The sequence below is a fragment of the Arthrobacter sp. THG-b23 genome (assembly GCF_059091265.1).
Genome location: NZ_JBNHGM010000001.1, coordinates 1 through 13,202, shown reverse-complemented (window position 1 = coordinate 13,202; position 13,202 = coordinate 1). Strand labels below are relative to the sequence as shown.

General features: G+C 68.1%; 11 protein-coding genes, 2 tRNA genes and 1 pseudogene. 10 read left to right on the top strand and 4 right to left on the bottom strand.

Annotation, left to right across the window (positions count from 1 at the left end; all coding sequences use genetic code 11):
• The first annotated feature begins 22 nt into the window (after nucleotides 1-22).
• From AC5RVD_RS00070 to AC5RVD_RS00060, 3 genes are all read left to right on the top strand, one after another.
• Nucleotides 23-2,047, top strand: coding sequence for an FAD-dependent oxidoreductase (locus AC5RVD_RS00070; protein ID WP_494125570.1), 2,025 nt, complete (start codon nucleotides 23-25; stop codon nucleotides 2,045-2,047).
• A gap of 14 nt (nucleotides 2,048-2,061) precedes the next feature.
• Complete coding sequence (locus AC5RVD_RS00065) at nucleotides 2,062-2,571, top strand: PadR family transcriptional regulator (RefSeq protein ID WP_494112489.1); 510 nt, start codon at nucleotides 2,062-2,064, stop codon at nucleotides 2,569-2,571.
• A 371-nt stretch (nucleotides 2,572-2,942) separates the two neighbouring features.
• Nucleotides 2,943-4,940 (top strand): DEAD/DEAH box helicase, encoded by a 1,998-nt coding sequence (locus AC5RVD_RS00060; protein WP_494126039.1) that lies wholly within the window; start codon nucleotides 2,943-2,945, stop codon nucleotides 4,938-4,940.
• Between the two features lie 118 nt (nucleotides 4,941-5,058).
• On the opposite strand, the gene AC5RVD_RS00055 is transcribed toward AC5RVD_RS00060, so the two are convergent.
• Entirely contained in the window at nucleotides 5,059-5,847 is a 789-nt protein-coding gene (locus AC5RVD_RS00055; RefSeq protein WP_494125569.1) for a putative protein N(5)-glutamine methyltransferase, read from the bottom strand.
• Nucleotides 5,848-6,091: 244 nt separating this feature from the next.
• On the opposite strand from AC5RVD_RS00055, the gene AC5RVD_RS00050 reads away from it, so the two are divergent.
• The 7 genes and pseudogenes from AC5RVD_RS00050 to AC5RVD_RS00020 all read left to right on the top strand — a co-directional run.
• Nucleotides 6,092-6,163 (top strand) — tRNA-Thr (locus tag AC5RVD_RS00050).
• 57 nt (nucleotides 6,164-6,220) lie between these two features.
• A tRNA-Met gene (locus AC5RVD_RS00045) sits at nucleotides 6,221-6,297 on the top strand.
• Nucleotides 6,298-6,441: 144 nt separating this feature from the next.
• Entirely contained in the window at nucleotides 6,442-7,350 is a 909-nt protein-coding gene (locus AC5RVD_RS00040; RefSeq protein ID WP_494125568.1) for a DUF2797 domain-containing protein, read from the top strand.
• A gap of 116 nt (nucleotides 7,351-7,466) precedes the next feature.
• A complete protein-coding gene (locus tag AC5RVD_RS00035) occupies nucleotides 7,467-7,721 on the top strand; it encodes a hypothetical protein (protein ID WP_494125567.1) in 255 nt (84 codons plus the stop codon).
• A gap of 28 nt (nucleotides 7,722-7,749) precedes the next feature.
• Entirely contained in the window at nucleotides 7,750-8,211 is a 462-nt protein-coding gene (locus AC5RVD_RS00030; RefSeq protein ID WP_493981509.1) for an FAS1-like dehydratase domain-containing protein, read from the top strand.
• Nucleotides 8,208-8,636 (top strand): MaoC family dehydratase, encoded by a 429-nt coding sequence (locus tag AC5RVD_RS00025; protein WP_494125566.1) that lies wholly within the window; start codon nucleotides 8,208-8,210, stop codon nucleotides 8,634-8,636. Before AC5RVD_RS00030 ends, AC5RVD_RS00025 begins: the two co-directional genes overlap by 4 nt.
• A 43-nt stretch (nucleotides 8,637-8,679) precedes the next feature.
• Nucleotides 8,680-9,762 (top strand): annotated as a pseudogene (locus tag AC5RVD_RS00020) (UDP-N-acetylmuramate dehydrogenase); the annotation flags it as partial.
• 112 nt (nucleotides 9,763-9,874) lie between these two features.
• On the opposite strand, the gene AC5RVD_RS00015 reads toward AC5RVD_RS00020, so the two are convergent.
• The 3 genes from AC5RVD_RS00015 to AC5RVD_RS00005 all read right to left on the bottom strand — a co-directional run.
• Complete coding sequence (locus AC5RVD_RS00015) at nucleotides 9,875-11,068, bottom strand: carboxylate-amine ligase (RefSeq protein ID WP_494125565.1); 1,194 nt, start codon at nucleotides 11,066-11,068, stop codon at nucleotides 9,875-9,877.
• 227 nt (nucleotides 11,069-11,295) lie between these two features.
• Entirely contained in the window at nucleotides 11,296-11,658 is a 363-nt protein-coding gene (locus tag AC5RVD_RS00010; RefSeq protein WP_494125564.1) for a hypothetical protein, read from the bottom strand.
• 229 nt (nucleotides 11,659-11,887) lie between these two features.
• Nucleotides 11,888-13,202, bottom strand: a 1,315-nt coding sequence (locus AC5RVD_RS00005) for an HNH endonuclease signature motif containing protein (protein WP_494125563.1), incomplete at its 5' end; no start/stop codon positions are given.

The following is a 13,202-nucleotide window of genomic DNA, read 5'->3' as shown; positions in this document are numbered from 1 at the left end:
TTGTTGTGCAAAGGAGTGCATCGTGGGCGAGGCCTACCCGAAGTTGTTCGAACCGCTGGACCTCGGCTTCACGGTCCTGCCCAACCGGGTGCTGATGGGGTCCATGCACGTTGGCCTCGAGGAACTGCCCGGCGGCTTCGAGCGCATGGCGGCCTTCTACGCGGAACGCGCGCGCGGCGGCGTCGGGCTGATCGTGACCGGCGGCTTCGCCCCCAACGCCGACGGCAGGCTGCAGCCCGGCGGTGCGATGATGACGACGGCGGAGGACGCCGCCCGGCACACGATCATCACCGGCGCGGTCCATGCCGCGGGAGGGCGGATAGCGCTTCAATTGCTGCACGCCGGACGTTACGCCGCGCATCCCGCTCCGGTAGCCCCCAGCCCGCTGCAGGCTCCGATCAGCCCGTTTACGCCCCGCGGGCTCACCGAACCGGAGATCGGGCAAACCATCGAGGACTTCGCGAACGCGGCCGCGCTGGCCCGCGAAGCAGGATACGACGGCGTGGAGATCATGGGGTCCGAGGGATACCTGATCAACGAGTTCATCGCCGCCCGCACCAACCAGCGGACGGACGGCTGGGGCGGCAGCTACCGCAACCGGATCCGCTTCCCGCTGAAGGTTGTCCGCCGGACGCGCGAGCGGGTGGGGGAGGATTTCATCATCATCTACCGCCTGTCCATGCTGGACCTGGTGGAAGGCGGATCCACCTTCGAGGAAGTCGCCGAACTGGCCCGCGGAGTCGAAGCCGCAGGGGCCACCATCATCAACACCGGCATCGGCTGGCACGAATCCCGCGTGCCGACCATCGCCACCTCGGTCCCACGTGCCGGCTTCTCCTGGGTCACCCGCCGGCTGATGGGCGCCGTCGGAATTCCGTTGGTAACCACCAACAGGATCAACAACCCGGATACCGCCGAACAGCTGCTGGCCGGCGGATACGCCGACATGGTGTCCATGGCCCGCCCGTTGCTCGCCGATCCGGCATTCGTGCTCAAGGCCTCGCGCGGACGGGCGGACGAGATCAATACCTGCATCGCCTGCAACCAGGCCTGCCTGGACCACACCTTCGTCGGCAAAACCACCTCCTGCCTGGTCAATCCGCAGGCCTGCCACGAGACAGAACTGCTGATCGCGCCCGCCACCGAGCCCAAATCGCTGGCCGTGGTCGGGGCGGGACCGGCCGGGCTGGCCTGTGCCGTCACCGCGGCCAGGCGCGGCCACCGGGTCACGCTCTTTGAAGCGGCGGACGGCATCGGGGGCCAGTTCAACCTGGCCAAGCAGATCCCGGGCAAGGAAGAGTTCCACGAGACCATCCGCTACTTCGGCCGCCAGCTGGAGCTGCTCGGGGTCGAGGTGCGGCTGAACACCCGGGCCACCGCGGCGGCCCTGGCCGAGGGCGGGTTTGACGAGGTCGTCCTCGCCACCGGCGTGGTGCCCCGGCTTCCGGACCTGGACGGAGTGGATCACCCGAGTGTGCTCGGCTACCTGGACGTGCTGCGCGACCATCGGCAGCTGGGTGAAACAGTCGCGGTGCTGGGAGCCGGCGGCATCGGCTTCGACGTCAGCGCATACATCACCCAGGCCGGCCCCAGCGCCACCCTGGATCCGGACCGGTTCCGCGAGCACTGGGGGGTCGACGACGACCCGGCAGTGCGCGGCGGCCTGGCCGCGCCCAGGCCCGAACGCCCAGCCCGGAGCGTCTATTTGCTGCAGCGCAAGGAATCCAAGCTCGGAGCCGGACTGGGCAAGACGACCGGATGGATCCACCGGGCCGAGCTCAAGAGCCGCGGGGTGCAGATGATCCCGGCCGTTACCTACCGCAAGATCGACGACGACGGCCTGCACCTGACCGTCGACGGCACCGACACGGTGCTCGCCGTCGACAACGTGGTGCTCTGCACCGGCCAGGAGCCGCAGCGGGAGCTGCAGCAGGCGCTGTTAGCCGCGGGGCTGCCGGTCCACCTGGTCGGCGGCGCCGACGTGGCGGCCGAACTCGACGCCAAACGCGCCATCGACCAGGCGACCCGGCTGGCTGCGGCCCTGTAACGGAACGAGCTGTCATGTCCTTGCCGCACGCCATCCTCACCGCCTTGCTGGAACGACCCGGATCCGGGGCTGAACTGGCCCGCCGGTTCGACAAGTCGTTCGGCTTCTTCTGGCCGGCGACGCACCAGCAGATTTACCGCGAGCTCGCCAAGCTGGAACAGCACGGCCTGGTCGAATCGACGGGCCGCGACTCCAGCCGCGGGCGGGCCAAGGAGTACCAGGTCCTTGCCGTGGGCCGGGAGGAATTGCGGCGCTGGACCGACGAACAGCAGAACCCTCGCCCGGTCCGGGAGGAACTGATGATCCGCCTCCGCGCCTCCTCGGTGCTCGGAGACGTCCCGATCGCCGGCGAGATCGAGCGGCATCTGGGCCTGCACCGCGCGCAGCTCGAGGCCTACCGCCAGCTCGACCAGCGGGGCACCTGGACCGACGCCAACCGGCTGCAGCGGGCCGTCCTGCGGGCGGGCATCATGTTCGAGGAGGCCTGGATCGAGTGGGCCGAGCAGACCCTGCAGGGGGAGTAGGAACACGAACCTCACACGGCGCCGGGCGGGCCGCTGTGCCAAAGGTCACCGCCCGTCGTCGTGCTCTCTGTCCTTGGCCAGCCGGAGCGTGCCGTACACTGGATACATCCCCCACTGTCGGTATTCCCTTAGTTCTGCGCGATAATGCCGTTTACGGTCTTGTCGAAGCGTCTGATTGTGTGTGGGCCCGCCTCTAAGCGGCGGGCAGTTTCATGTTTGGGAGCGCCGGCTAAAGAAAACGCCGCCAGGTCTCTCCGCAGTTTGCGGGTGGCCAGCGAAGCGGCGGAAAGCCCTGCCACGGGATTGGAATAGCGCCGGGCTTTGAGTCAGAGGACCGCGGACATTAATGTGCCGCGGCCACCGGTCCCCAGCTGAATACGAGGAACTGCCCCGTGTCCGAAAACACTGTTAATACCCTGCCCGAAAACACCGACGCCGCCCCGGCCGTCGAAGACGAGAACACCGTACTCTTTACCGACTTCGGCCTTGATGGCCGTGTCCTGGCAGCACTGACCGACGTCGGCTACGAGAAGCCGTCGCCCATCCAGGCCGCCACCATCCCCGTGCTGCTCGAAGGCCGCGACGTCGTCGGCCTGGCCCAGACCGGCACGGGCAAGACCGCGGCGTTTGCGGTTCCCGCCCTCTCCCGGATGGCCGAACTGCCGCCGACCAAGAACACCCAGATCCTGGTGCTGGCCCCCACCCGTGAACTGGCCCTGCAGGTGGCTGAGGCGTTTTCCTCCTACGCCGCACACATGGACGACTTCACCGTGCTGCCCGTCTACGGCGGCTCCGCATACGGCCCCCAGCTGGCCGGCCTGCGCCGCGGCGCCCAGGTGGTTGTCGGTACCCCCGGCCGCGTGATCGACCACATCGAGAAGGGCTCGCTGGACCTGTCCGAACTCCAGTACCTGGTGCTGGACGAGGCCGACGAGATGCTGCGCATGGGCTTCGCCGAAGAGGTCGACCAGATCCTCTCCAAGACCCCGGAAAGCAAGCAGGTCGCCCTGTTCTCGGCGACCATGCCGACCGCCATCCGCCGGATCGCGAAGAAGTACCTGAAGGACCCGGCCGAGATCACGGTCAAGGCCAAGACCACCACGGGCACCAACACCCGCCAGCGCTACCTGCAGGTCATGGGCCCGCACAAGCTGGATGCCATGACCCGGATCCTGGAAGCCGAAGATTTCGACGGCGTCATCGCCTTCGTGCGTACCAAGATGGCTACCGAGGACCTGGCCGACAAGCTCAAGGCCCGCGGCTACCGGGCCGCCGCCATCAACGGCGACATCCCGCAGCAGCAGCGTGAGCGCACCGTCGAGGCCCTGCGCGACGGCAAGATCGACATCCTGGTCGCCACGGACGTTGCCGCCCGCGGGCTGGACGTCGAGCGCATCACCCTCGTGGTCAACTACGACATCCCGCACGACACCGAGTCCTATGTGCACCGCATCGGCCGCACCGGCCGTGCGGGCCGCTCGGGCGACGCCATCCTGTTCATGACCCCGCGCGAGAAGTACCTGCTGCGGGCGATCGAGAAGGCCACGCGCCAGCCCGTCGAGCAGATGCACCTGCCCTCGGCCGAGACCATCAACAACCTGCGGATGCGCAAGTTCGCGGAACAGATCACCGAGACCCTGGCATCCGAGGACGTCTCGATCTTCCGCGACCTGATCGCGAACTACGAGACCGAGCACGACGTGCCGGCCGCCGAAATTGCGGCCGCGCTGGCCGTCATGGCCCAGGGCGGACGTCCGCTGCTGGTCCAGGACCTGCCCGAAGCACCGAAGGGCCAGCGCGAGCGTGCCGGCGGGGGACGCGACGCCATGAACTCGCGCGGCCCGTCCCGCACGCTGACCGAGGGCAACGCCACGTACCGGATTGCCGTGGGGCGCCGGAACCGTGTAATGCCCGGGTCCATCGTCGGCGCCATCGCCAATGAGGGCGGCCTGTCCGCCGCCCAGATCGGCGGCATCGACATCCGCTCCGACCACTCGCTGGTTGAGCTGCCCGCGGACCTGAGCAAGGACCAGCTGCGCGCGCTGTCCAAGACCCGCATCGGCGGCGAGCTGATCCACCTGGAGCTGGATGGCGGCCGCAAGCCGCGCCGGGACCGCGACGACGTCGCCGGCGGACACCGCAGCGGCTTCCGCAGCGACCGGGGCGACCGGCCGTTCAAGAAGAAGTTCGACGGCGACCGCCCCTACAAGAAGAAGTTCGACGGGGACCGTCCGTACAAGAGCGACGGCGAACGCAGCTTCAGTGGCGACCGCAGCTTCAGCGGGGACCGCTCCGACCGTGGATTCGGCGGAGAGCGCAGCGACCGTGGCTTTGGCGCCGCGCGCAAGCCGCGCCACACCCGCGGCTGACCTGGCCGGATCGGCTTCCAGCTAGTCATAACCCTTCCGGGGCATCTGTCATGGACAGGTGCCCCGGAGGCCTTTAACGGCCCGGCCCCTTTCCGGCAACGGACTCGCCCCGCCACGTTCAACCAGCGGGCAGCGTGCCGGAAACCACCGTGGAGGCGTGCTCCTCGGCACGGGCGATGGCCGGCACCAGTCCGCGCGCTTCGAAGACGCCGGCAGCTGCCTCGGCCTGCCGCTCGCTCGTTTCCACCAGCACGGATCCGCCCGGCGCGAGCCAGCTCAGTGCCCCCTCCGCGACCCGCCGCATGACCGCCAGGCCGTCAGGACCGCCGTCGAGCGCCCACCACGCCTCATGGAGGCGGGCTTCGGGCGGCAGCAACTTGATCTCCCCCGTGGGCACGTAGGGGACGTTCGCGGTCAGGACGTCGATACGGCCCCGCAAGGCCACGGGCAGCGCGGCGTACAGGTCGCCCGTGTGCACCTGTGCCGCCGGCAGGTTTGTCCGCGCGCACGCCACCGCCGCCGGATCCACATCCGCGGCGTGCAGTTCGGCGGGCTCGAGCAATCCACCCAGCGCCGCCCCCACGGCCCCCGAGCCACAGCACAAATCGACGACGACGCCGGTGGGCACCGGAGCCAAAGCCGCGGCCCGCCGGACCAGGAACTCGGTCCTTTGCCGAGGGACAAAAACCCCGGGGGCTACCGAGATGCGCAAGCCGCAAAACCGGGCCCAACCCAGAACATGTTCCAGGGGCGTCCCGGCTGCCCGCTGCTCCACCCTGGCGGAAATGGCTTCCCGGGGACCGCCGTCGGCCAGCAGCAGGTCGGCCTCTTCCTCGGCGAAGACGCAGCCTGCGGCGCGTAGCCGGGAGACGATGTCGTCCCGGGCCAATGGCTGGGGAACCTGCATGGGGGAGTCCTTTCGAATGACGCCAGAGTACCCTTTCGGCCGCGTCCGGTGGCCGCCTCGGTGCGATCTCGGCTGCAGTTCGTCACGCGATTGGAGGGGCGTGCTGCGGCGCCCGAAACGACGCCGGAGACAAGCTGCCCGGGACAGTCCGCGGAGGAGACCGCCGTCGGGCGTGTGTCCTTCGCCACGGGGCGCGATTCCGATTTCATCCCGGGGCAAATTGCTGGTAATGTATTTCTCCGTTGCCCCCCTAGCTCAGTGGTAGAGCGCGTTCTTGGTAAGAACGAGGTCACCGGATCGATTCCGGTGGGGGGCTCTGAATGGCAAAGCCCGCGTCTGCGTCGCGAGACGCAGCGCGGGCGCTCCCATTCGTGGCGGTGTAGCTCAGCTGGTTAGAGCGCACGACTCATAATCGTGAGGTCCCCGGATCGAGTCCGGGCACCGCTACCAAGAGCCTGAGGGGCCCGATCGGAACACCAGTTCCGCCCGGGCCCTTCGGCCGTTAAGACGCCCGCCGCCGACCCCAAACGCCGGCGCGGCGGCCGCAGCCGGCGGGTCAGGGAAGCTCTCACTTCCTTCACTAGAGTGGACGCCATGCCCGCCCTGTATCTCGCCCACGGCATCGCCTGGACCCCCGCGGGCCCCCTGCTGCGCCTGGCAGCTCCGGACGGCACGCCGAAAGACCTGCCCGTGAAGCAGGGGTCGAGGCTGGGCTTCCGGGTGCTGGACCCCCGGCGCTACTGCCTGGGCAGCCACCGGGTCCGGTCCGCCGATGAGCGCACGCACGTGCCGTGCCGGCAGCAGGCTCCGGCGGAGCGGGGTCACCAATGTGTGAACTGCTTCCTCAATGACGACCTGCGCTTCATGCATGACAGCCACCGCAGCGGCCGGGCACCCGAGGGGCTGCTGGCCTACCTCGCCCAACCCCATTGGCTGTATGTGGCGACGTTCGCGAACGGTGCCAGCAAGGTGGGAACGGCGGCCCACGTGCGGAAATCGTTACGGCTGGCCGAACAAGGCGCAGTGGCCGCCCGTTACGTCGCCAGGACGCGCGACGGACGGGTGGTCCGGGTACTCGAGGACGCGGTCTCGGGAAATACGGCATTGACGCAAGCCATGCGCAGCGCCGCCAAGTACGCCGGGCTGCTGGCCCCGCTGCCGCTGGCCGAGGTGGACCGGCTCAACTCCGGCCATGCTGCCACCGTGCGCGAACTGCTGCCTGCCGTTCAACTGGAGGGCTTCGACGTCGTCGACGAACAATGGCAGGTTCCGGCGCTGGCGGCACCGGTTCTAAAGGACGGCGTCAAAAGGGGCTACCCCGGCAGCTTCGCCTCGGGTGACCACGGGTTCATCGTGGAGGGCCTCCTGGGCAGCGTCGCGGCCGCGCGGCTCCAAGACGACGGACCGATCTTCCTGGTGGACCTGGACGGGGTGAAGGGCCGCCGGATCGCCGTCGGCGACTATGTCTCCGAGCAGCCCCTCCTGCAGGAACAGTTGTTCTAGGCGAACGGGGGCAGGCGGTGCCCGCCGGGCGTGGGCCGGGGCGCCGGGAGCCCGGGCGCACGGGCGCACGGCTCCGCGGTTCGGCCGGGAGGGGACGTGGCCGGTAACCTTGAGGTATGAATCCTTGGGACCTCGGCTCGCCGCTTTACCGCAAGCTGGTCATCTCTGCCATGGTGCTGATCGGCGTCGGGATCCTCCTGTCTGTCATCGCGGCCTCGGCAAGCATCCAATGGCTGATCTGGACTGCACTGGCCGCCATCATCACGGGCCTGCTGACCCATCTGGCCGGGCTGCTGGTCCGGTTCCGTGACGCCCGGGCCCGGCAAGCAGCCGCCAGCCCACGGGGCGCACCTCCAGCGAAGCGTCGATAGTCCCATCCACTCCATCTGAAGGAGATCCATGTCCGAGCATGCCGGGGTCAACCCCGACCTCGCCGGCCGCACCTACCCGGCCGGCGCCGCCTATACCGTAGGCCGCGAGAAGATTCGGGAGTTCGCTTCGGCGGTCAAGGCCACGCATCCAGCGCACTTCAACGTCGAAGCCGCACAGGAACTGGGCTACGGCGATCTGGTGGCTCCTCCCACCTTCGCGATCATCGTGGCCCAGCGCGCGGATGCCCAGCTGATCGAGGACCCTGATTCCGGCATCGATTTCTCCCGCGTGGTCCATGCGGACCAGCGGTTTGTGCACCACCGGCCGATCGTCGCCGGCGACGAACTGGTGGCCGAGCTGCACGTCGACCAGGTGCGCGCCATGGGCGGCGGGGCCATGATCACCACCCGTGCGGAAATCAGCACCGTCGCCGGTGAGAAAACGGCCACCACCACGTCGTCGATCCTGGTGAGAGGGGAAGGCCAGTGAGTGTTGAACTGAACGAACTGACTGTTGGACAGGACATCGGCTCGCGGAGCATCGAGGTTTCCCGCGCGGACCTGGTCAGGTACGCCGGAGCGTCCGGCGACTTCAATCCGATCCACTGGAACGGACGCTTCGCCGAGCAGGTGGGCCTCCCCGGCGTCATCGCGCACGGCATGTTCACCATGGGCGCCGCGGTGCAGCTGGTGACGGACTGGTTCGGCAACCCGGCCGCCGTCGTCGACTACCAGACGCGCTTCACCAAGCCGGTGCTCGTGGAGGACCTTGACGGACCCGGCGCCACGATCGAAGTCAGCGGCGCCATCGGCGCCGTCGACCAGGACAACGGCACGGCGCGCGTCGACCTGACCGTGACCGCTGCAGGCGTGAAGGTGCTGGTCAAAGCCCAGGCGGTCGTCAGGATTTGGTAAACCGCACCGCGCACGCCGCGCACACGGCGCTGGAGAGGCCCACACCGTGACCGAAACGATTCTTGCGCCGCTGACTACGGTCGGTGTGGGCGGGCCCGCCGGGCGCTTCATCGAGGCCGGCACGGAGTCCGAGATCATCGAGGCTGTCCGCACCGCCGACGAGTCCGGAGACCACCTGCTCGTTATTGGCGGCGGATCCAATCTTGTGATTTCCGATGACGGTTACCCCGGCACCGTGGTGGGCATCGCCAACCGCGGCTACAGCGTTCGGGAGCATGACGGCGCCGTCGGGCTGACGGTACAGGCGGGCCAGCCATGGGACGAACTGGTAGCGCTGACGGTCGACAACGGATGGGCCGGGCTGGAAGCCCTCTCCGGCATCCCCGGACTGACAGGAGCAACGCCTGTTCAGAACGTCGGCGCTTACGGGTCCGATGTCTCGCAGACCATCGTTCGGGTCCGAACCTGGGATCGGAAGACTGGGTCCGTCCAGGAATTCGCGAACCATGACCTCAAATTCGGCTACCGGGATTCGTTCCTGAAACAGAGCACGTCCAATGGATCTCCGCGCTTCGTCGTGCTGGAAGTCGAGTTCCGCTTAGCCCTCAGCCGCCAGAGCCATCCGGTCCGTTACGCCGAGTTGGCGCGCGTGCTTGGCGTTGACGTCGGAGGCGTGGCCAAAGCCGCCGACGTTCGCCGTGAGGTGCTTCGGCTCCGCGCTTCCAAGGGCATGGTCCACGATTTAGCCGACCGGGATACGTTCAGCACCGGCTCGTTCTTCACGAACCCAATTGTCGACATGGGCGTAGCGGAGAAACTGCCGGCGAACGCGCCACGCTGGCCCGCCGAGGACAAGGCCAAGCTGAGTGCGGCCTGGCTGATTGACCACGCAGGCTTCTCAAAGGGCTTTGGACTTTCCGGAACGTCGAACGGTCCCCTCAGCGGCTACGAGGTGGCGGGCGGCCGCGCCTCCCTGTCGACCAAACACACGCTGGCGATCACCAATCGCGGCGGCGCCAGCGCCGAGGACATCCTGGCGATTGCACGGGCAGTCCGGGACGGAGTTGAACGGTCCTTCGGCATCCGGCTTCAGCCTGAGCCGCTTCTGATTGGCTGCAGTCTGTAGCTGCAGGCCTCCTGTCCGCCTGGCCTCCTGTCTGCCTGGTTTAGTCCACGGCTGGTTGTGAGCGCATGGGGACCCGGACCGGGTGCCCGGTGCCGGCAGGAGCGCCCGTGTCCTATGAATGCCCGAGCATCTCGGACATGAGGTTGTGGTCAGCTGGCGCAGGTTCCTGCCGCGTGAGGTGGGTGAAGTAGGCCGCGGCGCCTGCCAAGGCCACCAGACCTCCGCGTTCGAAGGCTTCGCGCTGCAGCTGGGAGCCCGTGCCCCGGGCCAGGACCTGCTGGGACAGGAGCATGATGCTGGTCTCGTCCCCGGCGTCGGCAAGGGCCTCCCGGGTGTGCTCGAAGAGCATCGCAATCACAGTGCCGGCCGGGCAAGGAACGCCGGTGAGGGGATGCAGGAGATTGCCGGCGATGCCCCAGCGGCTGGCTTGCCAGGCGGCCAGCCGGAGTATCGACGCCGGAACCGGTGCAGGGGGCAGTCCGGCCCTCCACTCTCTCGCTGCCGTCTCCACCAGAGCCCTCGACAAACCGGCGATCAACACGGTGTCGCCGGCCTGAAGGCAGACATCGGCGACCCGAATCTCGACCGTCGGGTGCTTGTGGGACAGCCGTGCGTCGAGATAAAGCATGGCGTGATCGAGTACGACGCCGCTGTCCAGGGCCTGCCTGAGCGAGCGGTGATAGGCGGCCGCCGAGCCGAATACTTCCGTTGGTCCGGTGCCCGGCCAGCGCAGCCAAGCCTGGGTTCTGTAACCGGCGTACCCCGTGTCGCGGCCGTGCCAGAACGGGGAGTTGCTGCTGAGGGCGGCGAGGACGGGAAGCCAAATCCGGATGCGGTCCAGCACAGCCACCCCTTCCTCCTCGGAATCCACACTGACGTGGACGTGGCAACTGGAAGTCAAGGATTCTTCGGCGGTCAGCGCGAACTGTGCCCTCAGCGCCTGGACGCGGGCATCAGGCGCTGGATGCGGTGCGGCCGGGGACGGCGATGTGGCCAGCGCGACGGCCCTGGCTCCGGAGGCGCGGGCACAGGCGTCGGCCAAGGCTCTTCCGGCCAAAATTTCGGCCGCCAGATCGGACAGGGTGGAGCGCGGCGGGCCGATAACCTCGATCTGTTCCTGTTGGAGTTCGGTCGCGAGCGTCGGGCCGGTGGAGGGAGCGGCAGCGGCGGCGCCCGTATGTCCGGGTTCCTGGCCTTCTGCCGTGGTGCCGCGGTAGCGGTCCATCACGGCTGCAGCGCCCGGCACCGATAAACCGGTGGCGGGGTCGACCAGCAGTAACTCCTCTTCGACACCGAATGTGCGCATGCAACCACCTTTCGCAGGGTCTCTTGCCGTGGAAACGGCCGGGATGTCTCTGCAAGCCCGGCCCCACCAAGAGTACGGGCGGGAACCATGGTGGTCCACAGCGGCAACCGTCACGGCCCCACCCCGTGCTACCGACCATCAACAGCGACAACCCTGCGCCGGGCGTCCAGGCCGCGCCGTGGGGGAAGGCCTCGAACATTCGGAGTTGCGGTCCGGCGCGGCTGCCCCTATGGCAGGTCTTCCCGGGTGATCGCCGCGCCAGTTCGCCGGGTGTCGACTTCCGGTGCTCCTGCTGGCCGTGGAGTGCGCTGTTGTTCCACGCGGCCCTTGGAACGTGCGGCCAATTCGTCATGCCGGATCATGAACCGGATGATGCTCGGGCGAAGCGCACGGAGATTGACCAAACCGCTGCCGCATAGCCAGCAGACCAGGCGGTAGCTGTGGTTCACCTGAACCAACCGGTCCGTGCCGTGGTCCATTAGCCAATCGGGCGACAAGAACTCATGCATCGGTGGCAGCAGATATTCGGCAGGCAGTAGCCGTGCGAAGGAACCTTGCGGCTCAAAGCACCGTTCCAGCTGGAGCATCATCCACCATTCTTCGGAGAGGTAGGCAGGACCACAGGTTTCCAGAAAGCGCCGCAAGTGAGCCTCCAACCTGAGTGAACGGTCGGCTCGAATCGGTCTTACCTGACGTTGTTGGGCGAAGAAGTCCCGGAGCGCATCGTCAATTCTTGCCTTAGGCCTCGCGTACCTTGTCACTGTCGATCCTCTTGCTGTTAGTTTCGCCTCCGATCGGTTGGATCGAAAAGCGGGATTTCTAGAACGGTGGCGGGGTACCGTCCCGTGGGCCGTCCGCGATGCCGTCGCCGCCGGTGTCGCCTCGGGAACTGCCACCCCCGTCCTCCGTGCTTTCGGTGGCATTTCCTTGGCTGGGCGCCGAGGGGAGCGTGAGTGCCCAGCCGTCGTCGGGGGTGGTGGTGTGGATGTGGCCAGAGCGGGTGGTGAAGTGGAGGGTGCCGTCGGGGTCCTGGGTGACTGTGGTGCCGGCGTGGTGTTTGGTTTTGTGGTCGGGTTTGCATCTGGCGCTGAGGTTTTCGGGGACGGTTTTGCCGCCGTCTTCCCAAGCGATCGTGTGGTCGATGTCGCAGTGGTCGGCGGGGACGGCGCAGCCGTAGTCGCGGCAGTGGCGGTCGCGCAGCCGGACGAGGCGTTTGAGCCATTCGGGCGGGTGGCGCAGGTCTTTGGCGGCGGCGATGGCTTGGCCGTGGTCGTCGGTGAGCACGGTGAGCCAGGATTTGGCCAGCGCGGCGAGGTCGCGGGTCATTCCGGGCGGGATGGGCCCGTAGCCAGTAAGTTCACCGGGTTCTTCGGAGAGCCGCAGCAAGGTTGCAAGGGGCGCAGTCACAGCGACGGACGCGGTCACGTTCCCGCCCCCGCAGGTACAGGGCCCCTGCCTTGCGGTCCCGGTCTCTCTGGCCACTCGGGCGGCGCCTGGTGCTGTCCCGAATTCGGCCGCCGTTCCGGAATCGGTGGCCAATCCCGGGCCGGTTGCCGCTTGGTTGGCGGCTGCTTCTCGGCTGGCGGCTGTTTCGCCGGTGGCGGTTTCGGTGGTTTTGGTGTCGGTGGCGGGCTGGCAGGCGTGGCCGGGGTAGCGGAGAAGCATGTCGGTGAAGACGTCGGCGCGGAGTTGGCCCAGAGTGCGGGTTTCTTCGGCGGTCTGCAGTCTGCGGGCGTGTGCCTGCATGAGGTTGTAGGCGAGCAGGGCCTTGTCCGCGCTGGTGCGGATGTAGAGCTCGGCCATCCCGTCGTCCTGGGGCAGGTACTGGACGGTGCGGCGTTCCATCGCGGCCTGGTGCCGGGTTTCGAGGGGTTCGGGGTGCAGCCGGTCGCGCGCGGTGCGCGCCCGTGCCTGGACGGATTCGAGGGTGATGGTCCCGGCGCCGGGAACAACCTTGGCTTCGTACCCTGCCAAGACTTCGGGCGGCAGGCCGGCGCCTTTGCGGGCGATGGCGGTGGCGCGGTCCAGGTCGAGGTCGCCGTGGTCGAGGGCGGCGAGGGTGGCGGGCAGGCAGGTGGCGATCTGGTGGGCGTCGGCCAGTTCCGCTGCCGCGCGTTGGCGGGGCACGGCCAGG